Consider the following 24885-nt stretch of genomic DNA (forward strand, 5'->3'; position numbering starts at 1 on the left):
GCCCGGTCCGGCGGCCGGTGGCGGCGCCCACCCCGACGACGCCCGGTACGGGTGCGCCGGCGCCGGGCCGGGCCGGGCCGGCTGCGGCACCCCGGACTGCGGCACCCCGAAATGCGGCGGCGCGGGCTGCGGCGCCCACTCCGACCCGGGTACGGCCGGCGCGGGCGGACCAGGCCGCGGCGCGCCGGGGACCGGCGGAGGCGGCGGGGCCTGCGGTGCCCGTGGTGCGGGTACAGCCGGCAGCGACATCGTTGGCCCGGCGAGCGCCGCCGGATCGGGGAGTGGGCCGGCGGGAGCGGCGGCGGAGCCGCCGAGGTAGCTGCGGGCCGCGCGTACCGCCGGGTGTTCGGGGCCGAGCACCGCGGGCCCGGCGGTGGCGACGCGGGTGTAATTGCGGCGGGCCTCGTGCCGGTTGCCCAACTCCTCCGCCACCCCGGCCAGGTCGAAGCTGAGCGCCAACATCAGCGGATCGGCGTCCCCACGGCGGCGCTCGCCGGCCGCGTACGCCTCCTCCAGCACCCGGCGGGCCGCGGCCGGGTCGTCCGCCTCCCGGTGCAGCCGGGCCAGCAGGTGGGCGCTGCCCAGCACCTCGGGGTGGTCCTCCCCGTACGTCGGTCGGGCCGTCACGATCGCGTCGGTGAGCAGGCGGCGGGCGCTGGCCAGGTCACCGGCCGAGCGCAGGGCGAGGGACTGGTGTTGAGCGGCGGTCAGGGGGGAGGGGTGGGACACGTGAGTCATGCTGCCGGTAATCGGGGCTCGGACGCTACCCACCCCGACGCATCCTGGGACCAGGCCGTCCGTGAGGTCCGCGATCCGACGCCCTGAGCTGCGCAAATCTCCGTCGCCGGAGCGTGGCGGGCGGCGATGTGCATGATCCATCCCAGCCGTGTACAGTAATGCCCCGTGCGGCCCACCGGGGCGGCCGACGGGTGACGAGGTCACTGCGGCCGACAGGGTAGGCTGGACGAGCAGGTCCGGGTGGCGGAATGGCAGACGCGCTAGCTTGAGGTGCTAGTGCCCGTATAGGGCGTGGGGGTTCAAGTCCCCCCTCGGACACAAACCATTACCCCACGGTGCGCGCTGAGATCGACTGCAGCGCGCACCGTTTGCGTTTCAGCCTCGTAAGTGAGTCGCAGGTCGAGTTGCCGGTAGACCTCGGCCTTGTCGGCGGAGTCGGCGTCGCGAAGCACGCCGGCGATGTCGCCGAGCGCTCGCACGAGGTTCGAGATCTCCGTTCGGCTCATCCGGCGCGGGCCGGTGCCCGGCTGCGTGTGAAGATCAGCTTCGGCTCGAGCGCGTTCGGCCTGGGTCTGGGTGATCCAGCCGGTGACCACCGTGGGGTCTGCACCGGCGTCGAGGGCGGCGCGGTACCGCTCCAGCTTGGTGTCGCAGTCCGTGATGATCGCCTGGGCTGCCGTGGCAAGCGCGGGTGGATGCTCCAGGGGCTGGGCGTCGGTCATCGCGGTGATCGTCTGTTGGAGCCGGTGGGGTGTGAAGGCGGAGGCCAGCCAGGTGTCGAGCGGGTCGGTGAGGGCGTCCTCGCGCAGGTACACGTTGCTTGGATGTTCGACCTGGTTGGCGAGGGCGTACTCCTGGGGGAAGCGGCAGCGGTAGTAGGCGGCCCCGTGGTTGTACTGGCCCTGCATGCGCCGGTCGCAGGCGGCGCAGTAGATCAGGCCGCGGAAGACGTACGGGTTGCGGGTGCGCTGCTTGACGTGTTGGCCGCCGGTTCCCCGTCCGCGTCGTTGCAGGATCGCTTGGGTTTGTTCGAAGGTCGCGTCGTCGATGAGCGGTTCGTGGGTGACTTCCTTGGAGACCACCCACTTGTCGCGGGCGTTCCAGCGCATGACGCCGGTGTGGCCCATTGCTACGTCGTCGACGTCGAGCAGCACCTCGTCGGTGCGTTGCTTGTTCCATACCTGCCGCCCGGTGTAGCGGGGGTTGGTGAGGATGACGCGGATGGCGCTCTTGGACCAAGCGATGCCACTGCGGTGCCGGTTGCGGGCCCGGTCGTGCGCCGATGGGCAGGGCACGTGATTGGCGGTGAGTCCCTCGGCGATGGCGAAGAGTCCGATACCGGCGAGGAACTCGGCGAAGATCCGCCTGACGATTGGCGCAGTCTGCTCGTCCGGCGTGAGGCCCTTGAGGCGTTTGCCGTCACTGGCCTTGGCGGGGTTGGGGTGGGGACCGAGATCCCGGAGCGTGTAGCCGTATGGGGGGCGTCCGCCAAGGTACCGGCCTTCGAGCAGAGTTTGGGCGGCCATGGCGGTGCGGACCCGGAGCTTGATTCGGTTGCGTTCGCCCTTGCTCATGCCGCCGAAGACGGACATGACCAGTTCGTGAGCCTCATTGTCGGGATCGATGGGGCCGCCGATCTCCGGCACCCAAAGTTCGACGCCGTAGTGGGCGAACAGCGGCACCGTGAGACCGAACTGGTTGCCGTAGAAGGCCCGGTGGGGTTCGCCAACGACGACGGCGGAAAACCCGCGCCGTGGGTTGCGCAGCGCGGCGAGGAGTTGGTTGGCCTGGGTTCGGCGTTGCCACGGCAGGGATCGGCTCTGGCCGACGTCGAAGTATTCGGTGACGATGCGGCCGCCGTGGGGCTGGATCAGGGTAGTCGCCCGGGTGAGTTGCCAGCTCCGGGACGATTCGGGGTCCTGGTTGTCCTCGGTCGACACGCGGCCGTAGAAGGCGAAGGGTTTCGGTTGAGGGGTGGTCATCGGTTCTCCTCGTTCGAGTTGTCCGTGCGGCGGTCGTTGACGCGTCTGAGCAGCTTCAGCAGGGCGGCAGCTGCGCCGGGGTGCAGATCGGGTGGCTGGCCGGGAGCCACCACGTTGGTGAACCCGTTCGTTGCGCGGCCATCGGCGTTGTCGACCGTCCATGAACCGTTGTCTTCGCTGGCCTGGTCAAGTCGCTTGCCCGGTGCCGCGGCCGTTGCCGGATCGGGCTCCTTGCGTTGCTGATGTTGGTCATCGGGCGGCAGCGTCATGCGCCTCCGTCCGGCGGTTGGCCCGGCCGAGACACGCGCCGGTGGGCGTGCATCGTTCGCTCCTTGGCCTCCGCGACCCCGACGCGAAAGAGGGCGGACTGGAGGGCGATGGCAGCATCGGCATTGTGAGCGGGCGGGGTGGTGGCGCTGTAGCTCGATGCGTCGGCGACTCGCGCCGTGGCGGATGGGTGGGTTGTCATGGAGCGGTCCTCCGAGAGTTGGTCGTGTGCCGGTTGCTCCGGCGGGCATGAAGAAGCGGCCGGTGCCGTCGGGCACCGGCCGCTGGTTGAGCAGGGCGGGCGTTACATCTCTGCGGTTGTCATGTCCCTTGGCAGCCTCGACATGGGCGAGCGCTGCTTGATGGCGGGGCTTGCTGCTGCGAGCCTGGGTGAACTAGCAATGCTGTGGAGAGCACTTTCTTCACACCGAAGAGGTCACTGGTTCGATCCCAGTATCGCCCACCATAAATATTCGCAGGTCAGAAGCCCGTTGCCGGAGTAGCCGGTAACGGGCTTTGCGGTTTCGACGGCTTACTTTGGGAGCAGATTGGGAGCAGCGGCCCAGGACCGTGTCCGGTCCGGCTCAACGTGGCACTCACGCGGTTCCACGACCAGCGGCGGGACAAGCTGGCACGGACGACGGGCCCAGCCCCGTCCGGGTCAACTTGGCGCTTTCGTTGCGCGCCGAGGACCGAAGGAACTTTCAATCCCTGCCTTACCTGCACCGGTGCTAACGTCGGCCGGATCTCCATGTGCGGCCCGGGACCCTGGCGTGGTGCCTCAAATGCGGCCAGCGATTGACACGGATGTCTCGGCGGCGAGCGGTTTTCCGGCGGCGTCGATCGGTGTGACGAGAAGCGCCGGCTCGGTTGCTCCGGCCACGTGCGCAGGCAGGACGAACATCCCGTCGTGGACATCGGCGTGCATAGCGACGCCGCCGTGAGGTCGGACCGATACTGCGCGGGTACCGGCCACTGGCACGTTGCCGACGAACCCGCCGAGGATCTCGCTGACCGTGAATTGGTCGCCGCCGCCGGAGGCGCCGACACTTCCCTCGTGCCTGCCGGCCGCGAGGCTTTCGACGTACCAGCCGGCCGGCCCGGTCCAGAGCCGCAGCGTGCGGTCACCGCCCACGGATACCGTGTCTGCGACGACGTAGCCTCCGGGCGGCTGCCACGCCCGCGCCGAATCGTGTGTGTCGTGCGGGACCAGGCGCACGACAGCCGTGAGCACCAGCGCGACACCCGCGAGCCCGACAACGCTCCGGATGTTCGAGCGGACCACGGCGACGTCCATCCATACGATCATCGCATTGGGAAGTCGACGGGTCCACCGCGGACAGGCAACCGCGACTGGCCACCTGCGCGTGGACACTGGCCACCCCGCTGGCCAACTCGCGTGGACTTGGCCACCTTCACTTGGCCCGGACAGACCGAATGGCGGCATGGCCCTGACGAGGACCGTCGGTCCGCACCAAGATGTTCGCACTGTTCGTCTTGGACGCCGGCGGGCTGCTGCCACTCGCCCGATTCACACGCCCCGCTCTGGACTGCCAGGGGTTGAGATACCGCTCAGCGATGGGCTTGGTCGGACCAACGGGAGCAGCCTTATGCCGCCAGGCGAGATCACTTCAGGCTGAGGGAGGTAGCCGTGGCGAAGGTACAGACCACGGTTGGTCGTAGTGACCTGCGCCATCGAGGGCAGGCCTGTGAGGTCCAGTCGTTGGCGGTGATGGGCGAGTAGCGCGTCGCCCCGCCCTCTGCGACGGTGCTCTGGCGAGACGGCGAGGAACGCGAGGTGGTGGTGCGGTGTGGCGGGCCGGTTGCTGTGCAGGTACACCTCGAGGATGTCGAAGGCTTCGGTGTCGGGCCCGGTGGCCTCGGTGAGGCGTTGTCGGTAGGCGGTCGGTGGCGGGATGGGGCGGTAGCGGTGGAAGCTCACCGCCGCCGCGGAGAGGTCGCCGATGACGTGGACTTCGCCGAAGAACAGGGCGTGCTCCACCCAGATTTCTAGGACGTCGGTGAGGATGCGCCTGCGTTGATGTTCGTCGGGTACGAGCCAGGCGCCGAGCGGTTCGGTGTGGAGGGCGTCGGCGGTGAGGGTGGCGACGGCGCGTTTGTCGGTCCAGCGGGCGGCGCGGATACGGGGCAGGGCGGGCACGTGGCGGAGGTCCTTTGTCGTGGCGCGAGGTCAGCGGTAGGCGGCGGTGGCGAGATCGCCGATGGCGGCGTCGACGGCGGTGGTGATGTCCCGTACCGCCTGGTAGTGCTGGTCGGCGATTGTTGTCAGCTGCTTGGTGACAGTGACAGTGGCGGTGTCGTGGTCGAGGTAGAGGTGTTCGGCTAGGCCCAGGACTGCGGTGAGGCCGGCGAGGGCGGCGGTGTGGTTGTCGGGTTGTTCCCGGCCAGCGACGAGGTAGCGCAGCCGGGATCGGGCGACGACCGCCCATTTGCTGTCGGTGGCCTGGTAGGTGTCGGCGCGGATGAGGCCGCCGAGGCGTCGTCGGCTGTGCTGGCGCAGGATGCCGGCGGCGACGAGTCCGGCGCGGGTGCGGTCGTACATGTCGCTGGAGGAGGTTCGAAGCCACATCTTCAGTGGTGGGGCGGTGTGTCGGATGGAGGAGAGGGCGGCGTCGGTAATGAGGTCGCCGACCGGCTTGTCGGTGTGCAGGCGGATGCGCTGGTCGGTGCGAGGGCGGGCGCCGTCGTGCGGGCCCAGGTGGATCCGTCCGGCGAGGAACAGGTCGATCAGTACCGCGCCGCCGAGGCCGAGGGCGAGGGCCTGCCGGTGCAGGTGGAGTTCGCCGGTGTCGTCGTGGTGGCCGAGGAGATAGAGCTCGTCGCGCAGGGGCAGGCGGGGGAGTGGGAGGTTCATCGGCTGCCCCTACTGCTGTCTGGCGGCGAGTTGCCGCAACCGCTCGTGCATCCCGCCATACGGGGTGCCGGCTGCGGGCAGTAGCGCTTTGTCGGCTGCGGCGAGCACGGTGTAGTTCGGGTCGCAGACGTTGCCGATGGGTGCCCGTCCGATCTGGGAGACAAGCTGGTAGGTGTCCAGGACGTTCAGTCCGGTGAGTGTGCTGGTCCAGGTGACGAGGTCGTGGTGGGCGATGCGGTAGGCGTCTTCGAGGGGTCGGGCGCATCCCACGGACATGATCGACGTGTCGGTTTCCAGCCGCGGCCACGGTGTGGGTTCGCCTTTGATGACGTCGACGATGAGGGTGGTGGTGGCGGCGATCTCGATGCCGGCTCCGCAGGCTTCGCCTTCGCCTTGGCGGGCGTGGGCGTCGCCGAGGGCGAGCATCGCCCCGTGCACGTTGACCCCGAGGTAGAGGGTGGTGCCGGCGCGGAGTTGCGGGGTGTCGAGGTTGCCGCCGTGGGTGTCACCGACGATGGTGGAGCGGGCTTCGAATCCGCCGGGGGCGATGCCGATCGTGCCGATCATCGGGTCGAGTGGCAGGTCGATGGTGTGGTCGCTGTCCGTCGCTTCGAACCGCACCGCGCCCGCCTGTCGGTCGAACCGGTACACCCATACCCGCTCCTCGAGGGGCGGATGGAGGGTGGCGGTGTGCGTGGTGGAGGTCAGCGCCCCGAAGTGGGGGAAGGTCGTCGAGATTCCCCAGTCTCGGGCGGGGACGATGGAGACGATGTGGACGGCGAGGGTGTCGCCGGGCTCAGCGTCTTCGACGAAGAACGGCCCCGACACCGGGTTGAGGTAGGGCATGCGGCATACCTGCGAGGGCAGGTCCGCCGGCCCGCGGACCAGGCCGCCGAAGCAGTCCTCGGTGAAGACCTGCAGCACGTCACCGGAGCGCAGGTGCGCCACCGGCATGCGGCCGCCGAAGGTGTAGGCCAGCTCGTCGCGGACCGGCCGATACACGATCTTGTCCATCTCGCTCACACCCGCTCCACGCCACGCTGCAGCGGCTGAACCGGCGCCAGCCCGGACAGCACCGGCCGGCGGCCGGTGGCATACAGGCCGGCGAGGACGAGCACGCCGAGGGCGAGCCATGCCAGGCCCAGACGCTGGGCGGCGATGTTGGCGTTGACCACCACGTAGGCGAGGATCACGAATCCCACCGCCGGCATGACGAGATGGGCCCACCAGTTGCGGCTTCGGCGGCGGATGAGGTGGTGCACGACGACAGAGACGTGTAGGACCAGGAAGGCCACCATCGCCCCGAAGTTGATCAGCGACGACAGCAGGGTGATGCCGTCGGCGCGGGTGGCCACGTACAGGCCGAGGGTGAGGGACACCGCGCCGGTGAGCAGAGTGGCGTTGATCGGGACGCTCCGCCGCAGAGACACCTTCGCCAGGAAGCCTGGTAGCTGCCGGTCACGGGCCATCGCGTACAGCAGACGGCTGGTGGCGACCTGCGCGACCATCGAGTTCGGCAGCCCCCACGCGATCGCGGTTGCGACCGCGCACAGCGTGGCCAGCCAGCCCCCGCCAGCGGCGCCAGCCGCGTCGTAGAAGGCAGTGCCGTTCCGATCGCCATCGGCGAGGAGACGGGCAGGGTCGGGAACCAGCATCGCGGCCAGCCACGTCTGGGCGATGAACAGCACCCCGGCGAGGACGAGAACGGCGGCCATCGCCCGTCCGACCTGCCGGGAACCGTCCCGGGTCTCCTCGGCGAGCATGCTGATGCCGTCGAAGCCGAGAAACGACAACACCGCCACCGACACCGCCCCGGCGATGAGCGACCAGGTGAAGGTGCCGGAGTTGTAAAACGCGTCCCAGCTGAAGCTGCCCTGCCCGGATGCCAGCGCCGCTACGGCCACGACGAGGAAGATCGCCAGGATGATCAGCTCGCCGACGAGCATCACCCGGGTGACCGCCGCCGTCAGCCGGATCCCGACCGAGTTGACCACCGTGTTGACGGCGACGAACCCGAGCAGCCACACCCAGAGCGGCATCGACGGCACGGTCGCGTGCATCGCCACCGACGCAACCAGGTACAGCAGCCCGGGCACCAGGACGTAGTCGAGGAGGATCACCCAGCCGGCGAGGAAGCCGACCGCCGGATGGACGCCACGGCCAGCGTAGTTGTAGACGCTGCCCGACATGGGGAACGCCTTGACCATCTGGGCGTAGGAGAAGGCCGTGAACACCAGCGCGGCCACGCCGATCGCGTAGGCCAGGGCCACCATCCCGCCGGAGGCGGCGTACACGCTGCCGAAGATCGCCATCGGCGCGATCGGCACCATGTAGACCAAGCCGTACGCCATCAGGTCGCGGAACCGCAGTTGCCGGCTCAGCTCCTGCTGATAGCCGTATCGCAACAGCTCGTCAGGGTCGTACATCAACGAACCTCTCTTCAATGACGCTGCAAGGGGACATGTGCCGGTCATGAGCCGGAACCGAAGGTGATTCGGCTGCACCAACCAGGACGACGTCCTGACGGCGGCTACGACACCACCCAATGGGACCTGCGCCGATGTCGGTAAGAGCGCGCCGCAGATCACGACAGTCCGCTGACACGAATGCGAGTCCGACCGAACGCCCCTGCAGAGGGCCGGGACGTTGAGCCGCAGGACCCCCTGTTCAATTCCGGGAGGACCGCGCCTGACGCCTCAGACCGCCTCAGGCGAGCGCAGGTCGCTTCCTGGCATGGATGTCGCTGGATTGTCGGAACCCACCGACAACCCTTATCGACACACTTAGCGGCGGTGTCCCCTTGATTGCGTCACCGCCCTGCGTCGTGCCGAGGCAACGGAGTCGGTGATCCACACCAGCGGGCGCGAAGGCGCCAGCGCTGTCACCAGAAGGGAAGGGCCATGACCTCGACGACCATGCCAGAGTGTGCGGCGGTCGGCCAGCGCGCCGCCGAGATCCTCGACCGGATGAAGGAGCACCCGGCGCACGACCGGCTGCACAGCTCTTCGATGAAGTACTCCAGCTGCTGGGCCACGTTCACCGGCTACCCGTCCATCAGCCGCTGGTCCCTGGAGCGCGACGCCGGACCGCTGCTGACCGAGGCCCTGCGCGTCCTAGCGCTCAAGGCCGCGGTGTTCGAGCTCGCCGGCGGCGACGAGCAGGCCGCCGAGCTGCTCGTGCCGGCACCGGTCGACGAGATGATCCACGCGGTGCTGGCCCAGTTCACCCTCATGTCCCGCATGCAGGCCGACCTGCAGGTCGTCTTCCCGCACGCCACCGAGCTCGAGGAGTTCACCTACACCCGCGGGTGCATCACCGACGCCTACTACGCCGCCGCCGGCTGGGGCGAGCAGCCGCTGCGGTACTGGCTCGACTCCGCCGAAGTGTCCCGCCGCCTGGCGGTGCTGAACGCGTACTACCAGCAGGCCGGGCTGGGGCGCGACGGCCGCAGCCACGACTTCGACTTCGACGCGCCTATCTCACCGGCCGGTGCCGTGTCGGTCAGCGGTTAGCGAGTTCCACCGACAGGACCCGGCGCATCGCGGCCACGACCTGCCGGGGGTCGAACCGTCCGCCGGCGAGCCGCTCCGCGCGCGCCACAGCGGTGAAGATGCCGTCCGGGTCAGCGTTACGCAACACCGCTACCAGCCAGCCTTCAAGGTCGACCAGCTCGGTAGGCAGCTCAAGGGCGGCAGCGGTCGGCGCCGGCCGAGCTGACTCCACCGGAAGAGGCTCGCCGGCGGAGGCGTAGCGGCCGGGAGGCAACCCGACCCGGTAGGGGTGCACACACACCGCGGTGCCGGACGGGGCGACACGCCACCCGATGTCCTTGTTGTAGGCGAACTCGGGGCCAGGTCGGTCCACTACGTCGAACTGGCCTGGCCCCAGCTCCTGCGCCGGGCACACCGCGCAGGTCTGCTCACACCACTCCGGCCGCGGACCCGTCACGGCATCGATGCTACGACAACCAGGAGGTATCCGGGTATGACCGTCTTATCCCATCCACGCCCCCGGCTCGTCAACCAGGCGCTGCGAGATGCCCAACGCTGGTGCGCCGGCCACACCATCGACGACCGGCCCGCCCTCGCACACGCCGTTCGCGTCGCCGTCACCATCGGCGAACACATCCCCGCCCCGGCACCCGACCTGATCGCCGCGGCTCTTCTTCACGATGTGCCCGATTTCGTGCCGTCGCACGAGGAGCTGTACCGGACGCTGACCGAGGCATACGGCCCCGAAGTGCCTCGGATCATCGCCGCGTTGCAAGCCGAGCATCAAGCGCTTGACCAGCCCAATCCGCCAGTTGTCGTCGAGGACCTAGCCGTCGTGCTCGCCTCGACAGCCGACAAGATCGTCGCCCTCACCTCGCAACTGCGTCGTGCCCGCGCCAGTGGTGACGTCACCGAGTTCTTCTCCAGGCGGTCACGGCTCGTCGCCCTGCTTCCGTACTTCCGGGAATACAGCCAAGCCGCCCGAGCCCACACGCCCGTGGGCATGTCCGCGGCGCTAGACGTAGTTCTGAACTTGCTCGACCAGGTCGAGTCCAAGCTGCCTCCAAGGGTGGCCCGATGAGTACGACCCAGTGGACTCGACCCACTGTCGACGTCCTCCGTCAGCATCTGCTCGCTGAGACCGGCTCGACGATGACAGCTTCAGAAGTCATCAGAATCTGGGAACTGTCAGGAGTCGAACGACTCCACCTGTCGAACGGCGCCAGTATGATCTTCAAGTTCGCGGTGACGCCATTCACGACCGAAGCCGACATCCTGATCAACCTCGCCGGTCACGGCATCCCAGTCGTAGCAGTAAAAGCCTGGGCAGTGCGCGACCACACGCTCGGCATGCTGACAGAAGACCTTGGCGTACCCCTGCGGCTCGCGACCGAAAACGACGCAGCGACCGCGGCCGTACGGCTTCACGCCATCCCGTCCCTCGCGTACCTCGATACCTTCGACGAGGAAGCATTGACGAGCTTGCCCGAACGGGGGCTGGCCGCGCTCGCCGCCTTGCAACGCGAGGGTCGCTTCCTCAACGCAAAGGACATCAAGCGAGCCCTACAGCGCCTGGCCCCCCTCGCCAGGACCCGAGCGGTCGGCGCCGAGCGACCGCCTTTCGGCGTATGCCACGGCGAGTTCCACCCGACATCCCTGCACGTCGGTACCGACGGCACGCGGCTCCTCGACGTCGCCAAGGCATTCAACGGTCCAGGCCTGCTGGACCTGGCCACCTGGTTCGGCACCCGTGCTCCTGCCAAGCCCCAGAGCCTGAACCGACTAATCCATGCCTACATTCACGTCGGCGCCCACCCAGATGCGGCGAGTTGTCGCGGCGGGCTTCCCGCAGACCAGTGGGCACTGGGCTGGCACCGCATCTGGGCCGCGCACTGGTTCCTCGCCCACGCCGCCGCCAGGCACCACGGCCGCATGACAGACGACGCGCACCGCTCCATCATCCGTCGCCAGCTCACCGGTGCCGTCACGCTCTTGACGTCGTCGTAATCCACGATTTGATAGACCAGGGAATCGTCCCGAAAGGGCGGCGTGGACGCCGACGATGTGGTCAGCGCGTGCTGCCGTGTCCGCAGACGTGACGACGACTGACGAACACTGGGTGGCCGCGTCGCATACGGGTGAGGCGAGATGGTCGTCGGAATGATCGCTGCACGGCTCTGACAATTCCTTGACATCGACACGACCGTCCGGCGGGAAGATGTGCGGTCCAATATCGATGTGATTCGGCGGGGCGCGGGAGGATGAGGTGATCAAGGAGGACGTCCAGGCGGCCTGGCGGGAGCTCGGTCGACAACTGGCCGGATGGCGACAGGGGGCCGGTCACACTCAGCAGAGCTTGGCCCCGCTCGTCTGTTACACCCGTAGCAGTATCGCCAACATCGAGGTCGGCAGCCAGCATGCCGACCGCGGATTCTGGCGTCGGGTAGACGACGTCCTTGGCGCCGGCGGAGCGCTCGTTGCCGGCTATGAGCATGCAGATGCGCTGAGGCGACGCAACCGACAACGGGTACGAGCCAGGTCAAAATCGACCGGCGCACCGTCGATCGCTGGGCCAGCGCAAAGGCCGGACCTGTCGGCCGGAGGCGCTCTGGAAGAGGTGGACGCTATCTACGAGCGCCGCCTACGCAGCTCCTCCACGAACGCGGACGACGCCAAGTTGAGCTACCTCGAGGATGCGGTCCTGCGCGCCATTGCGGACAACGAGCGATGCCCACCCGCCATCCTGATGCCGCGGGTGCGTCAGCTACGAGACCACGTCGACCACCTCCTGACGGGTCGGCAGCATCCCCCGCAACGAGCCCGGCTGTACACGCTCGCTTCCTATCTGTCCGGGCTGCTCGGGGCAGTCGCACTCGACGTGGGTGCCTTCCGGCCAGCGCACGCTTACAGCGCCGAGGCCTTCGAGCTTGCGGATGCCGGGGGACAGCCTGACGTACAGGCCTGGGCGAGGGCGGTGCAGAGCCTGATCGCCTACTACGCCGGCGCGTACCACGACGCACTCGCCTACGCCCAGGACGGCGCCCGGCGCTCACCGAGTGGGCCGCACAGCATCCGCCTCGCCGTCAACGGAGAAGCCAGGGCGCTGGCCCGCCTCGGCGACCGCTACGGCGTTGACGAGGCCGTGGAGCGCGCGTTCACCGTGCTGAATGCTCGTCCATCCGATGTGGAAGTCAGCGCGAGTCTGACCACCGGTTCCTACTGTCATGCCAGGACGTCCGCCAACGCTGCGACCGCCTACCTCACCATCGGCGCTTTGCAGAATGTCACCGGATATCTGATCCACGCGTTGGACGCCTTCGACCAAGCCGCGCTCCGAGGACCCCAAGCCCTCAGCCGTCTCGATCTGGCTACCGCCTCACTTCAGCAAGACCGGCCCGAGGTCGAGAGGGCGTGCACCTTGGCCGTCGAGGCGATGACCCTTACTGCGGATCAGCGCTTCGAATCGGTCCGGCAGCGAGCCCGCCAGTTCCTGGCGATAGCCCAACCGTTCGCCGCCCTGCCCGAGGTGCGTCACGTCGCGGACCTCATCGTGGAGCGCGGCCGCCCGGCACAGCAGACGCCGCCGGCCTTACCATCGCCACCATGACCAGCCGGGAACGCGACAGCCTTCAGCAACGATGGGACGCCTACCACCGCTTACCCGAACTCGTTGAACACTGGTACTGGCGCCCGGGCTGGGGGCCCGACCGCAGCTTCTACACCTGGCACGTGACCTTCGAAGGCAAGACCGCGCTGCACGAACTCGTCACCAACCTGCAGAAGGAACTCGCCCTTCCCGGTCTTGACCCGGTACCGCTCGACGGCTTGCACCTCACCATGCAGGGACTCGGCTTCACCGACGAGGTCCATCAACAAGACCTGGCCAGAATCATCGAAGAAGCACGCCGTCGGTGCGCGGCTCTCACACCGGTCGAACTGACCCTCGGACCCGTCGACCCGGACGCCGAAGGCATCGGACTCCTCGTTACACCCTGGCATGCGGCCGAGGAATTGCGCCATACGATTCGCGACGCCATTGAGTCCGTCTGGACGACCGTGCCCGAGGCTGCCGATGGTTTCCGCCCGCACGTGACGATCGCCTACAGCGGCGCCCCGGTTTCCACCGAGCCGATCCGCGCGCGCCTGGCGGCAGCCCGGGACCTTCCGCCCGTGACGGTCAGGATCACCGAAGTCCCGCTCATCGCTCTGCGACGGGACGATCGCGTCTACCAGTGGGATACCGTAGCCACCATCCGCCTCGGCAGTGCCCGGTGAGCATGGCGCCGGGCTACGCTAATCGGACGGGCGACGTTGTGCACCACCATCCCAGCTCGTCTCATCGGCCGCACCACCAATCAACTGCCGGCGCCGAACTGATCACGCACGCGGTTATGGGTTCGTGGCGTGCTGAGCGAGGTAGGTCATAACGGCTGGGTTGTTGGTGTAGGCGAAGCCTTCCCAGCCGTCGTAGCGGAATCCGGCCTGTCGGGCCATCGCATCGATCGTGATCATCGCGTCGGCGAATCGCTGGTCATTGCCGCCGACGAGCTGTTGACGCATCACCGGGTCGCCGACGAGGGCGACGAAGATCGGCTCCGTTCGGTGGTGGCGGTACCGCGCGAAGTTCGGGTGGTAGCTGGGGCTGCCGGAGCCGTCGGGGTCGGTGAGGAAGACGATGCCGGTCAGTGCGTCGAAGCGGCAGAGGCTGTCGAGCAGTCGGTCGGAGTCTGAGGGCGCGTCGGTGTGCAGGGCCGGGGATTCACGGATGACGTTGTGCGCCCGGCCGATGATGTCGACGTTGGGCTGGTCGAGGAGGTTGGCACGGGAGGCGTGGAGGATGGCGTGGCGCAGCCAGTTGCGGTAGTAGTCGAACTCGGGGCCCTGGGGCTTCCGGTCGGCGAGCGTCCGGACCGCGGTCCAGTCCTTGGCGCGGACCGCCTGCGCGCCCAGCGCGTAGGCGTGGGCGGCGATGAGCAGCCGCCGCTGGAGTGCGCTGAGCTGGTCGGCCGTTGGTGCGGGCGATTCGTAGATGCGCACCAGCGCGGTGACCGCCTCGGTGAACCAGTGGTCTTGCCGGTAGGTCAGGGCGAGCGCGGCGATACTCGTCATTCGGTTCAGCAGGGTACCGAGCTCCGCCAGATCGGACGATGGGATCTCGGCCGCGTCGATGATCGCTTGCAGTAAGGCGCGGCGCAGGGGGATGTCGTCATGGCGGCGCATCAGTTCCAGCGCCAGCTCGTCGAAGGCGCCGGCGTCGAGCCGCCAGGTCATCGCGGCGGCTGGCAGTTGTTGCAAGTTGTGCGCAGCGAGCCGGACGTTGATCAGTGCGGTCATCTCGTCGCGGTACTCGGCACGCCACTGTTCTTTCTGCCGTTCGACGATCGCTGCGATGAGGCGCTCACGATCGGCGGGTTCCCACACCACGCTCGAGGTTCCCCGCCGGACGTACACCTCGCCCCTGCGGAACTCGAACCCCTTGCGTTTGCCGCCCTTGGCCTGCGGGTCGTCGATCTCGTACTCGCCGTTGCGCGTGAAGATGTGGAACCCGCGGGGGCTGGCCGCGACGTAGAGCAGCACCATCGGGCACCCGTCGATTGTGTGCCGGGCGACGCCGAACTCGAGCGGTTCCGTGATGTATTTTGCGATCTTGACGCGGAGGCGGGATTCGTCGAACAGTTCGAGGTGTCGTCGGGTCAGGCCGGTCACTGGGGTGCCGTCGTCGGCGGCCCCGATGATGATGTAGCCGCCCTGGTCGTTGCCGAGCATCGCCGCGATGTCTTTGACCAGCGCGACCACGTCGTAGGTGTGGCTGAGATCGCACATGGTTTTGAAGTCCAGGCAGGACTGCTCGCAGCCCTCGGCCAGCAGTGACCGGAGTTTTTCCTCCGTCAGCACAGGCTCCACTACCGCTGCCACGATCCCTCCTCGTCGGGAAGCTGAGCACCGCCGGGAGTCGCCGGTGTCGTGTCGTTCATCCGGATGGATGCCTGTTGCGGCGTCGTGGTCTCATGCTGTCCGTTCAGCCAACTGCCGGAGCGCGTCGGCGCGCTGCGCCGCTCTGATCAGGCCCGGCCGAGCCGGACGGCGGTGCGGTCGAGCATACGCAGCAGGAGATCGCCGAAGAGCACGACCTCGGAGGCGACGGTGGGATCGGCGTACTCGACCTGTCGGTGCGAGCTGGGGTTCTTGAACACGCCGATGGCCCCGGCGAACAGGGCGCCCAGCGCGTCGCGCTCGCCGGGGTCGAGGGCAGGGTCAGCGAGCGGCCCTTGACTGCCGAATGCCTGCTGCATCAGCTTGACGCCGATGTCGGAGTCACTGGCACCGGCAAGTTCCCGCACGCGGATCTCCACCTCGCGCAACGTCGCAAAGGCCGCCAGCTCGTACTCGCCGAGCAGGAACTGGGTGCGCACCGTGGCCGCGATCCGCGGATGCAGGTCCACGTTCAGCCGCTGCTCGGCATGAACGAGAGCGGGCCCGTCAGATGCGTCGAGGACCTCCCGGCCGCGCCGGGTGATGTAGCACTGCTCGGAGCTCTGCTCCGGGTCGGCCGCCAGCAGTCCATGCGCGCGCAGCCAGTCGAACGCCTCCCCGAGGGCGCGTAGCGCCTCCGCGTAATCGCTGACCCGGTTCGCCGCGTACGCCTGCTTCGCGCCCTGGATCATGCTGTTGCGCAGGAAGAGTCCACCGGTGCTTGCGGCGAATCGCTTCAGCAGGACAAGAGCCAGGCGGTCGACCGGCAGGTTCAGGGCCTCTTCCACCGACGCCGGTGGGGTGTATGTGATCTGCACCTCGGCGAAAGTACCGACACCCGGCAGAGAGGACAACTCCGTTCCATCTCTACCGTGATCGGCTTATCCAGGTTAGCGCTGCGGGGCGTCAAGCCGCAGGCGGCCGGGTGTCGCGCCCATCGGCTGAGGCGTGAGGTGTCTCGGAGGCGTGGGGTGTCTCGCCGTTAGTCATCGGCCGGCTTGCCACGGCCCTTCGCTGGTGTGCAGCCACCTCGTCGCCCAGTGGTGTGTGAACTCCACCCCGGTGTCGCTTGGGACTGCCGGCGCCCGCTAGCCCTGAATGGTCACGCGCTCCGCCCTGTCCGAGCCTGCCGACAGTACGACGCGCAGCAGGTCCGTCGACATCCCCGCCTGGGCCGCGACGGTTTCGGCGCTGCACTGCTGCTCGGCCAGGAGACTTGCGGCCTTGCCCAGCAGGGACGGCTGTTCGCGAGGCCCCAGATCGCCAGGCTCCGGGTACCCCCAGTCGGCGAGCATGGTCATCGCCCGCCGATAGGTGTGGTCACGGTAGATGCCCATGGCATGCCCCCGGTAGACGAGCGCCTTGAGCGACAGGCCCCACCGCCCTTTCATCTGCTGCAGGCGCTCGAAGTCGAGCCGGCCTGGCAGCTCGTCGCGCAGGCGGCTGCTCGGCGCGAGGAACTCTGAGCCGAAGGCGGTGGCCTGCCGCTCGAGGATCTGGCTGCCGGGTTCGGCGTCGTGGTGCAGCAGCAGGTGCGCCAGCTCGTGGGCGGCGTCCATCCGGGAGCGGGCCTTGTCGTTCTTGCTCGGGTTGACGAAGACGAACGGTCGCCTCCCGTACCAGTGGGAGAAGGCGTCGACCTGGTCGGAGACGTCGGGCAGGGTGAGTACCACGACGCCCCGTGCTTCGAGCAGGCGGACCATGTGCGGCACAGACTCGTCGCCCAGGCCGCAGGCGTGGCGCGCGGCGAGAGCTGCGACCTCGACGTCGCGGCTGTCGGCGTCCTCGGGTAGGTCCACCGAGGGCAGCTGCAGCTCGGGCAGATGGAGGTGTCGTTCCATGACGTCGACGACCCGCCAGGCGATCTCCCCGAAGGCGAGGGCCTGGTCCCGCTCGGCCTGAGTGGTGGTACGTAGGCTGCGGAAGTGGGGCTGGCCTGCCATGGCGGGGGCGGGGAAGCCGGCGGCGAAGAACTGGACCGGCGTGGCGAGGGCGAGGGCGAGGCGGGCTAGTACCGCGGGCGACGGCCGCGACTGCCCCAGCTCGTACTGGCTCACCGCGGCTGCCGTTACACCAACCTGCTGAGCCAGTTCCTTCTTGCGCATCCGGCGCCACCGTCGCGCGAGCGTCAGGGCGTGCGGCTGGAACGCCGCCACCGCCAGCGCCGGAGCTTCGCCCCGGCTGCCGGCCGCCCTCACGCCAGCGCTGACAGCGAGGCGCCCGCGCCGCGCCGCTGCGGGCGGACCTGCACGTCGAGTTCGGGTATCGGCATCTCGCCGGGGAGCCGCAGGGCGTCGTTCATTCGACTGTCGTTGACGACGTGCAGGACGGCTGGGGCCGGCTGTCCGAACCAGAGCTGCACCTGGAACCAGGGCGACCCGCCGTCGCGGTTGTCCCGCGGCAGCCCGAGGTAGGCCACGGCTTCCCCGGTGTCGATGTCGCCCGCGTGTGCGATGCGCACGTGCCGCTTGCGGGGAACCACCCCGGCGAAGGCGTCGGGGAACTGCTCCTCGTCATCGAGGGCGAGCTGGCCGTGCCGGCTGTTCTCCACGGCGCCGCCGAGCCGGGCCTCGCTGCCCTCCCAACGGATCGACTCCACGCTCGCGCCGGTGCCGCCTTGCAGGGAGTACAGCCGCACGATGTAGCCCGCGCAGAGGATCTCCAGGGAGTTGTCCTCAATTCGCGCGTCGACCCCGGCGGACTGCGCCGCACCCAGGTTCGTGAGGTTCCGCCAGACCGTGGTCCCAAAGCTCATCGCGTCGTCGCCCAACTCGGGCTCGTGCCGGTCGGCCGCCCGCCGGTACACCTGCCGAATCAGGTCCGCCAGGGGGGTGAGGACGCCGCCCTCGTCGAGGGTGGCGACGGCTTCGCTCAGATGGTCCACGAACGGAAACATAGCAGCAGCGGCTGTTGATGTTGCGGAAGTCAAGTGCTGGCGCGGCGCCCCCGCAGCCCTCAGGCTGCCGTGGCCGTCCCCCAGCGCGGTCTGTTGGTTGTTCTTGTGCCAGCAGTTCTGTCCGGCGGGGCCTGTAGGGTTCGAACCTTCAGACGTCGTGCTATCGCGATCGAGCCATTAACCTGTGTCGGTGAGGGAGTGGACACCCAGTGAGAAGCGGCGGCTGCCCTCGCTGCATCGGTTCTTCGGCGAGAGCCTCGGTGACATGTTGATCACTGACCTCTCGGCCGCTCCGCTGGATACCAAGCCGTTGGACTTGACGTGTAGGCCGCCACTGCCACCGCATCTGCGTCTATACCTGTTCAACTGCACCGACCACCCTTCCGAACGCAGGGCCGGTGACTATCGGATTCAGCTGCGGCTTCCGGGCCAGGAGCGACGCCAACGGGGCCAACTCGCCCGGGCGCCGGGGGCTCTGCTGGTACTTGCGGGGTTCGTTGTCGAGTTTGACGTCTTCGTCCTGTGGGATGCCAACGCGCACCAGGACTTCCCGTACTCGAAGGGCGTCCAAGTAGCCGCCTCCACGGTTCACCATGCGGCCATTCACGGCTTGGCCGAGCAGCAGCGAGATGTGCGCGGCAACGGCTATCGCGAGTGGGTAGTAGCGGTGCGTGCCGATCGCCTTACCGAGGGTGTACGGCGACGGGAGGAGCTGAGCCGGCAGGCGCTCCTCGGTGACTCACCGTCGCAGCCAGCATCCTCAGGGGAGGAGGCGATATGAGCGGCCTGCGCGATCGGGAGTATGCCCCGAGCTATGACAAGAGCGTCGACGACATTGCTGAGGAGTTCTACCTGCCGTGCATGCGGGCAGCGGTGCGCTACGACCGGATCTCCGGTTACTTCTCCTCGGCAATCTTCTCCATTGCATGGCCAGCGCTGAAGGAGTTCGTCAAGGCAGGCGGCAGGATGCGGCTCATCTGCTCCCCGGTGTTTTCCAGCACTGACGTGGGTGCGCTACGGCAGGGATACCAGGCACTCACCGACGCGGAACTCGGCGCCGCGCTCATTGCCGAGCTGCGCGTACTGCTCGACGCAGAGCGGTCCCGCAAGCCTGCGCAAGTCCTGGCCGGCCTGATCGCCGCCGGCGTCGTCGACGTCCGCCTGGCAATCCTCACCGCCGCCGCTGGGCCCGGGGACCGCAGGCTGTTCCATGACAAGGTCGGCTTGTTTACCGACGCCGTCGGCGACGCCGTCGGCTTTCGCGGCTCGATGAATGAGACTTACCTCGGGCTGTCCCCCGACGGAAACCTGGAAAGTATCGACGTCTTCCCGTCGTGGAGCGGCGGCCGGGATGCTCAGCGCGTCAACGACGCCCAGCACCGATTCGACGCACTCTGGCGAAACGAGATCGACGCCGTTGATGTCCGCCGAGTACCGGACAGTGCCGCGCAGGTAATCAGAGACGCTGGACCGGCGGACTGGGAGGTGCTAGTCGACGAAGTGCTAGCCGAAGCTGCGGTGCGACACCTCACGCGGGACAACGCGCGTCCCCTGCGGGATCACCAGGTGCAGGCACTGGCAACCTGGGAGTTGCACCACCGCCGCGGGCTACTCGAACACGCGACCGGCAGCGGCAAGACGTATACCGCGGTGCAGGCCGTGCGCACCGTGCTCGGAGAGGGTGGCACGGCTCTCGTACTTGTCCCGAGCGCGCTGCTACTGCAGCAGTGGCATCGGGAGCTGAAACAGCATCTTGCCGATCTCGCGCCTCAGATCCTGCTCGTCGGAGCCGGCAACGACGCCTGGCGCAGCGAGGAGCTGCTACGACTGTGGACCGCACCGTCGAGCGCCGGACCGGCGCCCCGCATCATCGTGGCGATGATCCCCACTGCCGCCACGGACGCCTTCCTGACACGTATGACCCCCAACGACCGCCTACTGGTCGTCGCTGACGAGGCGCACCGGCTCGGCAGTCCCAGCGCCCAACGGCTATTCGAACTGAGCGCACCGTGGCGTCTCGGGCTGAGCGCCACGCCTGTTCGCGCTGGCGACCCAGAGGGCACAGCTCGGCTCATGGACTACTTCGGTGGCATCCTGCCGCCGCCGTACACGCTGCTGGACGCGATCCGCGACCGGGTGCTGACGCCCTACAACTATGTGCCGCACGAAGTCGAGCTTGAGCCGGCAGAGCAGGCAGGCTACGACGATTTGTCTCGCAAGCTACGTCGGGAGGCCGGGCGACGAGGTGACGCTCTCGACGATCTGGACAGCAACGAGCGACTGCGGAAGCTCGCCATCGCCCGCGCCCGCATCCTCAAGCGCGCCGCCGGGAAGGTACCGCTGGCCGTCCGTGTGCTCTCTGAGCATTACCAATCGGGCCAGCGTTGGCTTGTGTACTGCGACGGCCTCACGCAGCTCCGGCAGGTGCGGCAGGCGCTGGGGACAGCGGGCTTGGAGTCACTTGAGTACCACACGGCGATGGCCGGTGACCGACAGGCAACGCTGGCCGAAATGGACATCAATGGCGGGATTCTGGTGAGTGTGCGCTGTCTCGACGAGGGCGTCGACCTACCATCTGTGAGCCACGCGCTGATCCTGGCGAGTAGTCGTAATCCCCGCGAGTTCATCCAGCGCCGGGGCCGCATCCTGCGCCGCTATCCAGGCAAGACGCTCGCCTTCCTGCACGACGCGATCGTCGTACCGGCCCCGGATGCTGACCGGCCCGCGGTCGGCGGCGACCGGCTGCTAGCCGGTGAATTGCACCGTGTGCTCGAATTCGCGCATGGGGCCGCCAATCCCCATGCGCTCACCCAGGTCGAGGCGCTTTGCATCCGCTACGGTGTGCCGATCGAGTTGACTACCGGCGCCGCTGGCGCAGCCGGCCTGGAAGACGACACCGACGAAGACGAGGGCGACCATGCCTGAGCCGCTAACACCCGACGCCACCGGACAACCGATCCTGTCGACGGCCCGGGTCGAAGATGTCTTTGCCGCCACAGAGGAGGTGCGCGCAGCCGATTTCCCGAATGTCCCCGCTCAGCTTCTCGCGGACGTCCTCGCCGCCGAGCGGGACAACCTAGACAACCGGACGGCCGCGGCACGGGCCGTGGGCCGCGTGGTCGACGGCTATCTGATCAGTGCGCCCATGCCCACCTTCGGATCAACCGGTGAGCCCGCACAGGAGGGGGACAGCGCGTGAGGCTTGTGGCGCTCGAGGTGACGGACTTCGGTCCCTACCGCGGAACCCAGCAGTTCAGCTTCGCCTCCGAACCTGGGGTGGAGCTTGTGTGGGGAGAGAACGGCCGCGGCAAGACCAGCTTCCTAAATGCTGTCCGATGGGCACTGTTCGGTGTCGTCCTGGGACGAGCATCCAGCAAGATCGACCTGAGTACCGTGGGGAATCGTGATGACACCGATAGCTCAACGGTCCGGTCCTTCAAAGCGACGTTGACCTTCACCCATGGTGGCCACACCTACAAGCTGACCCGGGCCTACCGGGAGGAGACGGACTGGACGGGCGCCGGGGCTTTCCGGGAGCGAAAGAGCCTGGTCAAGGATGGTGACGTCCTGGGCCCTGAGGACCGTGACCGGGAGCTGGCCAACCTTCTACCCGAGCAGATCGCGCGGTTCTTCCTGTTCGACGCGGAACTGTTGCAGGAGTACGAGCAGCTACTGACGCCCGGCAGCGACGCTGGCGAAAAGCTGAAGGCATCGATCGAACGCGTCCTCGGCCTGCCAATACTCACCCAAGCTCGCGATGATGTCGCCGCCCATCTCGCCATCGCTCGCACCGAGCAGGCCAAGGCAGCGCAGAAGGACAAGACGACGCTGAATCTTGGCAACGACCTGCAACTAGCGTCGGACGAGGCCGAGAATGCCCGGAAGAACGTCGCAACGCTCGCGGAGCTACTCGAGGACCTGCAGAACGACGTCAACGAGATGGAGAAGCAGCTCACCTCCAGCAATCGATTCCGGGGGCTCCTCGCCACCCGCAACGCTAAACGCGAGGAAGTCGAGCGACTCGCCGCGCGGAGCAAGGATCGCAACGACGAGCTAGACGCCGCCGCGGGGGATGTCTGGCGTGTTGTGCTTGCGCCGCTGGTAGCGCAGGAGCTGGCCTCCATCGAAACGCAGACCGATGCGGTGAATCACCGGTTAGTGGCGGCGCTCGCCGCCCGCCAAGCCGCCCGCGCGGTATCGACGGGCGTGTGCCCGACCTGTCAACAGGCGGTCGGCGCTGACCTTGCCCAGACCCTGCACGATCACGGCTCCGCCGAAGACGCTGACACAGTGCAGGCCGAGCTGACCACGCTTCGCGCGCGGCGGGACGTCCTACGCAAGCTGCGGGCCGACGGCAATCGGATCGCGCGCCTCGAAGAGGACGCCAACCAAGCCCGAGTGGACCTGTCCGACGCCGAAGGGCAACTACGCGACCTGCAAGCACAGATGGACGAGGCGCCTGCGGGTACCGCCGAGGCCATAGGTGCATTGATCGACACGCTTGGCCAGAAGAACGTGAGCCTGGCGAACACGCGGAGACGGCTGAAGGACAGCCGTGAGGACCTGCAACGTAAGGATCAGGCTGTTGTTGCGCTATCGGAGAAGCTACGCAGGCTCGGGACGGCGAGCACCGGTGCCGAAGACCGCAAGGTAAAGCTGCTCGTCGAACTGCAAGCGCTCCTAGCCGCCGCCGTCGCGGAGTTCCGAGACCGGCTCCGAGACCGCATCGAAGACGAAGCGAGCAAAGTGTTTCGCGCGCTGTCCGCGGAGAGGGACTACGACCGGCTACGTATCAACGACAACTACGGCCTCACGATCCTCTACGCCGACGGCACAGAGGTCCTCAACCGGTCCAGCGGCTACGAACATGTCGTTGCGCTGTCGCTGATCGCCGCCCTGCAGCGCTGCTCACCCATGGCCGGCCCGATCATCACTGACTCGCCATTCGGACGTCTCGACGCCACCCACAAGAAGCACGTCCTCCAGGCGTTGCCTCAAATCACCGACCAGGTGGTGCTGCTCGTGCACGACGACGAACTCGACCGCCAGAGCGCGGTCAACGAGCTGAACACACACCTCGTCGGCGAACATCACCTACGACGAGTGTCCGGCCGGCACACCGAGATCGAGGCAGGAGCGCACCCGTGATGACGCAGTCCGCCAACACCGCCCGGACCGGGGGTCGGGTCAACATCGCTTTCACGGCGGCTGCTGAACAAGCTGCCCGTCGACTGGTCGAGCGGTTTCCCTTTGCCAGCCCTCTCGATGTGGCCCGAGTCGGGGCAGCGTACGCGTTACGCGAGAGGCTACCCCTCACACGGCCCGGCGACTTCGGGGCAGCCAACGGATCGAACTACAACGTCGGCTCGGTCGACCCGCAAGGCGAGCTGAGGGATCTGCTGCTCGCGCTGCATCCTGAGATCGACGAGGACCCCTACCGGATTATTGAAACCTTGATGAGCGTCGGCGCCATCGAACTGGACAAGCGCGTCGCCGCAGGACAAATTCTCTCGCTCCGGGACCTCATCACCCCGCCCGCCACCGGAAGGGCGATCCCCGCCTAGTCAGTCGGACTGACCCACGAACTCGGCTCCTTCGCGGGCTCACCGCCGTGACCGCGCGAGTGCAACCGTGCCGTGGTACCGGTGTTCATCGTCTCCAGCACGGCGCGAACCGCGTCCAGGTCTTCGCCTTCCAGGAAGCGCAGAGCCGAGAGTGCGGCGAAGTCTTTGTCCAGCTCAAAGGACAGCCAACGTCGATCAGCAAGTTCCGCGACGTGACCGGTCGTATTTGAGCCGGAGAAGATATCCACGACGAGGTCGCCTGGGTCGGTCAGCATCTGGATGAAGAAACGTGGCAACCCCGCCGGAAACCGAGCCGGATGGCTACGAAGTTCGAGCTGCTTACAGGTGCGCAGGTAGTAGGAGTTGCTCTCCGTGTTGGACAACGTGAGCAGGTTCGGCGGGATGGCTCCGCCGTTATTACGGCGGAATCCCTTGCTGATGTCGTGGCCTGAGGGCCGCAGGCGAGGAGCGTAGAAGCTCTCCGCGCCCTTGAGCAGCTGCTCCATGCGCGGTGAGTAGGGACCAAGAACTTTACGCACGTCCGCTTTGGGGTGCTCAGTCTTCGACAGCCACCAGACGGTGTTCACCGAGTCCTTGACCCGGATTTTGCGCTTGTTCACCCACTCGATGGGCGAAGGCAGCTTGGCCGGGTTATGCCAAAAGAACTCCTGCGCGAGATGGTAGCCGAGTTCATCGACGAATGTGATCAGCACCCTGTAGTTGTACAGGCTGCGCACTGGGACACCGCGCTGGTAGGCGTGCCCGAGATCCAGCACCAGGCTGCCGCCCGGCTTGAGGACCCGAAGCGCCGCCTTGCCGAATCCGGCCAGCCACTGGACGTAGGCTTCCTGCGGTTCGTTGCCGTAGCTCTTCTCCCGCAGCAGAGAAAACGGCGGGCTGGTCACGATGAGGTCCACGGACTCTTCCGGCAACAACGGAAGAAGGTCCATGCTGTCCCCGACGACCTGCGCACCCAGATGCGTGCCGTACAGCACCGAGCCGGGCTCGAACACATCCAGAGGGGCATGAGCGGTCAACAGGCCAGGTGCGACTGCTTCCTCGCCCGCCGTATCTGCTGCCGGTCGACGTCGCCGAATTC

24 protein-coding genes and 1 tRNA gene are annotated in these 24885 nt (G+C 67.6%); 11 read left to right on the forward strand and 14 right to left on the reverse strand.

The window, feature by feature from the left end:
* The coding region (locus tag DKT69_RS13935) for a tetratricopeptide repeat protein (RefSeq protein WP_201749661.1) at positions 1–729 on the reverse strand (729 nt) is incomplete at its 3' end.
* Between the two features lie 243 nt (positions 730–972).
* Here DKT69_RS13935 and DKT69_RS13940 point away from each other — a divergent pair.
* Positions 973–1056: transfer RNA gene (locus tag DKT69_RS13940), tRNA-Leu, on the forward strand.
* Here the strand turns inward: DKT69_RS13940 and DKT69_RS13945 are convergent.
* From DKT69_RS13945 to DKT69_RS13975, 7 genes are all read right to left on the reverse strand, one after another.
* Positions 1038–2720 (reverse strand): recombinase family protein, encoded by a 1683-nt coding sequence (locus DKT69_RS13945; RefSeq protein ID WP_109801992.1) that lies wholly within the window; start codon positions 2718–2720, stop codon positions 1038–1040. The genes DKT69_RS13940 and DKT69_RS13945 overlap by 19 nt on opposite strands.
* A complete protein-coding gene (locus DKT69_RS13950; protein WP_109801993.1) occupies positions 2717–2989 on the reverse strand; it encodes a hypothetical protein in 273 nt (90 codons plus the stop codon). The genes DKT69_RS13945 and DKT69_RS13950 overlap by 4 nt, the downstream gene beginning before the upstream one ends.
* Before the next feature lie 779 nt (positions 2990–3768).
* Positions 3769–4284 carry a hypothetical protein gene (locus DKT69_RS13955; RefSeq protein ID WP_109801994.1) on the reverse strand — a complete coding sequence of 172 codons (516 nt, stop codon included), beginning with the start codon at positions 4282–4284 and terminating at the stop codon, positions 3769–3771.
* A 234-nt stretch (positions 4285–4518) separates the two neighbouring features.
* A complete protein-coding gene (locus DKT69_RS13960) occupies positions 4519–5148 on the reverse strand; it encodes a GNAT family N-acetyltransferase (protein WP_109801995.1) in 630 nt (209 codons plus the stop codon).
* 30 nt (positions 5149–5178) lie between these two features.
* Complete coding sequence (locus tag DKT69_RS13965; protein WP_109801996.1) at positions 5179–5862, reverse strand: GOLPH3/VPS74 family protein; 684 nt, start codon at positions 5860–5862, stop codon at positions 5179–5181.
* Between the two features lie 9 nt (positions 5863–5871).
* Positions 5872–6876, reverse strand: a complete 1005-nt coding sequence (locus DKT69_RS13970; RefSeq protein ID WP_438361836.1) for an acetamidase/formamidase family protein — start codon at positions 6874–6876, stop codon at positions 5872–5874.
* 5 nt (positions 6877–6881) lie between these two features.
* Positions 6882–8288 (reverse strand): APC family permease, encoded by a 1407-nt coding sequence (locus DKT69_RS13975; RefSeq protein WP_109801998.1) that lies wholly within the window; start codon positions 8286–8288, stop codon positions 6882–6884.
* A gap of 474 nt (positions 8289–8762) precedes the next feature.
* Between DKT69_RS13975 and DKT69_RS13980 the strand changes: the two genes are divergently transcribed.
* Complete coding sequence (locus DKT69_RS13980) at positions 8763–9374, forward strand: hypothetical protein (protein WP_109801999.1); 612 nt, start codon at positions 8763–8765, stop codon at positions 9372–9374.
* Here DKT69_RS13980 and DKT69_RS13985 read toward each other — a convergent pair.
* Positions 9364–9810 (reverse strand): hypothetical protein, encoded by a 447-nt coding sequence (locus tag DKT69_RS13985; protein WP_109802000.1) that lies wholly within the window; start codon positions 9808–9810, stop codon positions 9364–9366. The genes DKT69_RS13980 and DKT69_RS13985 overlap by 11 nt on opposite strands.
* A gap of 36 nt (positions 9811–9846) precedes the next feature.
* Between DKT69_RS13985 and DKT69_RS13990 the strand changes: the two genes are divergently transcribed.
* From DKT69_RS13990 to DKT69_RS14005, 4 genes are all read left to right on the forward strand, one after another.
* Positions 9847–10434: an HD domain-containing protein gene (locus DKT69_RS13990; protein WP_109802001.1), complete on the forward strand. Its 588-nt coding sequence runs from the start codon at positions 9847–9849 to the stop codon at positions 10432–10434.
* Positions 10431–11360 (forward strand): phosphotransferase, encoded by a 930-nt coding sequence (locus DKT69_RS13995; RefSeq protein ID WP_109802002.1) that lies wholly within the window; start codon positions 10431–10433, stop codon positions 11358–11360. Before DKT69_RS13990 ends, DKT69_RS13995 begins: the two co-directional genes overlap by 4 nt.
* A gap of 259 nt (positions 11361–11619) precedes the next feature.
* Positions 11620–12960 (forward strand): helix-turn-helix domain-containing protein, encoded by a 1341-nt coding sequence (locus DKT69_RS14000; RefSeq protein WP_109802003.1) that lies wholly within the window; start codon positions 11620–11622, stop codon positions 12958–12960.
* Entirely contained in the window at positions 12957–13628 is a 672-nt protein-coding gene (locus tag DKT69_RS14005) for a 2'-5' RNA ligase family protein (RefSeq protein WP_109802004.1), read from the forward strand. The genes DKT69_RS14000 and DKT69_RS14005 overlap by 4 nt, the downstream gene beginning before the upstream one ends.
* A gap of 114 nt (positions 13629–13742) precedes the next feature.
* Here DKT69_RS14005 and DKT69_RS14010 read toward each other — a convergent pair whose 3' ends face one another.
* From DKT69_RS14010 to DKT69_RS14025, 4 genes are all read right to left on the reverse strand, one after another.
* The gene (locus DKT69_RS14010) at positions 13743–15269 is read right to left on the reverse strand and encodes an AlbA family DNA-binding domain-containing protein (RefSeq protein WP_146231074.1); all 1527 of its coding nucleotides are present in this window, start codon (positions 15267–15269) and stop codon (positions 13743–13745) included.
* Between the two features lie 146 nt (positions 15270–15415).
* Complete coding sequence (locus DKT69_RS14015; RefSeq protein WP_109802006.1) at positions 15416–16144, reverse strand: TIGR02391 family protein; 729 nt, start codon at positions 16142–16144, stop codon at positions 15416–15418.
* 270 nt (positions 16145–16414) lie between these two features.
* On the reverse strand, positions 16415–17524 hold the full coding sequence (locus DKT69_RS14020) for an XRE family transcriptional regulator (protein WP_109802007.1): 1110 nt from the start codon (positions 17522–17524) through the stop codon (positions 16415–16417).
* Complete coding sequence (locus DKT69_RS14025; protein ID WP_146231075.1) at positions 17521–18210, reverse strand: hypothetical protein; 690 nt, start codon at positions 18208–18210, stop codon at positions 17521–17523. Before DKT69_RS14025 ends, DKT69_RS14020 begins: the two co-directional genes overlap by 4 nt.
* A 202-nt stretch (positions 18211–18412) precedes the next feature.
* Here DKT69_RS14025 and DKT69_RS14030 point away from each other — a divergent pair, with 202 nt between their 5' ends.
* The 5 genes from DKT69_RS14030 to DKT69_RS14050 are packed head-to-tail and all read left to right on the forward strand — an operon-like array spanning position 18413 to position 23786.
* Positions 18413–19003 (forward strand): hypothetical protein, encoded by a 591-nt coding sequence (locus DKT69_RS14030; RefSeq protein WP_146231076.1) that lies wholly within the window; start codon positions 18413–18415, stop codon positions 19001–19003.
* A complete protein-coding gene (locus DKT69_RS14035; RefSeq protein WP_109802010.1) occupies positions 19000–21147 on the forward strand; it encodes a DEAD/DEAH box helicase family protein in 2148 nt (715 codons plus the stop codon). Before DKT69_RS14030 ends, DKT69_RS14035 begins: the two co-directional genes overlap by 4 nt.
* Positions 21140–21421: a hypothetical protein gene (locus DKT69_RS14040; RefSeq protein ID WP_109802011.1), complete on the forward strand. Its 282-nt coding sequence runs from the start codon at positions 21140–21142 to the stop codon at positions 21419–21421. The genes DKT69_RS14035 and DKT69_RS14040 overlap by 8 nt, the downstream gene beginning before the upstream one ends.
* On the forward strand, positions 21418–23370 hold the full coding sequence (locus DKT69_RS14045; RefSeq protein ID WP_109802012.1) for an AAA family ATPase: 1953 nt from the start codon (positions 21418–21420) through the stop codon (positions 23368–23370). Before DKT69_RS14040 ends, DKT69_RS14045 begins: the two co-directional genes overlap by 4 nt.
* Positions 23367–23786, forward strand: a complete 420-nt coding sequence (locus DKT69_RS14050; RefSeq protein ID WP_109802013.1) for a hypothetical protein — start codon at positions 23367–23369, stop codon at positions 23784–23786. Before DKT69_RS14045 ends, DKT69_RS14050 begins: the two co-directional genes overlap by 4 nt.
* Here DKT69_RS14050 and DKT69_RS14055 read toward each other — a convergent pair.
* A complete protein-coding gene (locus tag DKT69_RS14055; RefSeq protein ID WP_201749662.1) occupies positions 23783–24799 on the reverse strand; it encodes a DNA-methyltransferase in 1017 nt (338 codons plus the stop codon). The two genes, DKT69_RS14050 and DKT69_RS14055, sit on opposite strands and share 4 nt — an antisense overlap.
* Between the last annotated feature and the right edge of the window lie 86 nt (positions 24800–24885).

Origin of the sequence: Micromonospora sicca (assembly GCF_003172935.1) — a bacterium.
GTDB lineage: Bacteria > Actinomycetota > Actinomycetes > Mycobacteriales > Micromonosporaceae > Micromonospora > Micromonospora sicca.

Coding starts and splice junctions, on each gene's coding strand:
- DKT69_RS13945 (WP_109801992.1), bottom strand. CDS start 2,720: ATGACCACCCCTCAACCGAAACCCTTCGCCTTCTACGGCCGCGTGTCG.
- DKT69_RS13950 (WP_109801993.1), bottom strand. CDS start 2,989: ATGACGCTGCCGCCCGATGACCAACATCAGCAACGCAAGGAGCCCGAT.
- DKT69_RS13955 (WP_109801994.1), bottom strand. CDS start 4,284: ATGGACGTCGCCGTGGTCCGCTCGAACATCCGGAGCGTTGTCGGGCTC.
- DKT69_RS13965 (WP_109801996.1), bottom strand. CDS start 5,862: ATGAACCTCCCACTCCCCCGCCTGCCCCTGCGCGACGAGCTCTATCTC.
- DKT69_RS13970 (WP_438361836.1), bottom strand. CDS start 6,876: ATGGACAAGATCGTGTATCGGCCGGTCCGCGACGAGCTGGCCTACACC.
- DKT69_RS13975 (WP_109801998.1), bottom strand. CDS start 8,288: ATGTACGACCCTGACGAGCTGTTGCGATACGGCTATCAGCAGGAGCTG.
- DKT69_RS13980 (WP_109801999.1), top strand. CDS start 8,763: ATGACCTCGACGACCATGCCAGAGTGTGCGGCGGTCGGCCAGCGCGCC.
- DKT69_RS13990 (WP_109802001.1), top strand. CDS start 9,847: ATGACCGTCTTATCCCATCCACGCCCCCGGCTCGTCAACCAGGCGCTG.
- DKT69_RS13995 (WP_109802002.1), top strand. CDS start 10,431: ATGAGTACGACCCAGTGGACTCGACCCACTGTCGACGTCCTCCGTCAG.
- DKT69_RS14005 (WP_109802004.1), top strand. CDS start 12,957: ATGACCAGCCGGGAACGCGACAGCCTTCAGCAACGATGGGACGCCTAC.
- DKT69_RS14035 (WP_109802010.1), top strand. CDS start 19,000: ATGAGCGGCCTGCGCGATCGGGAGTATGCCCCGAGCTATGACAAGAGC.
- DKT69_RS14040 (WP_109802011.1), top strand. CDS start 21,140: ATGCCTGAGCCGCTAACACCCGACGCCACCGGACAACCGATCCTGTCG.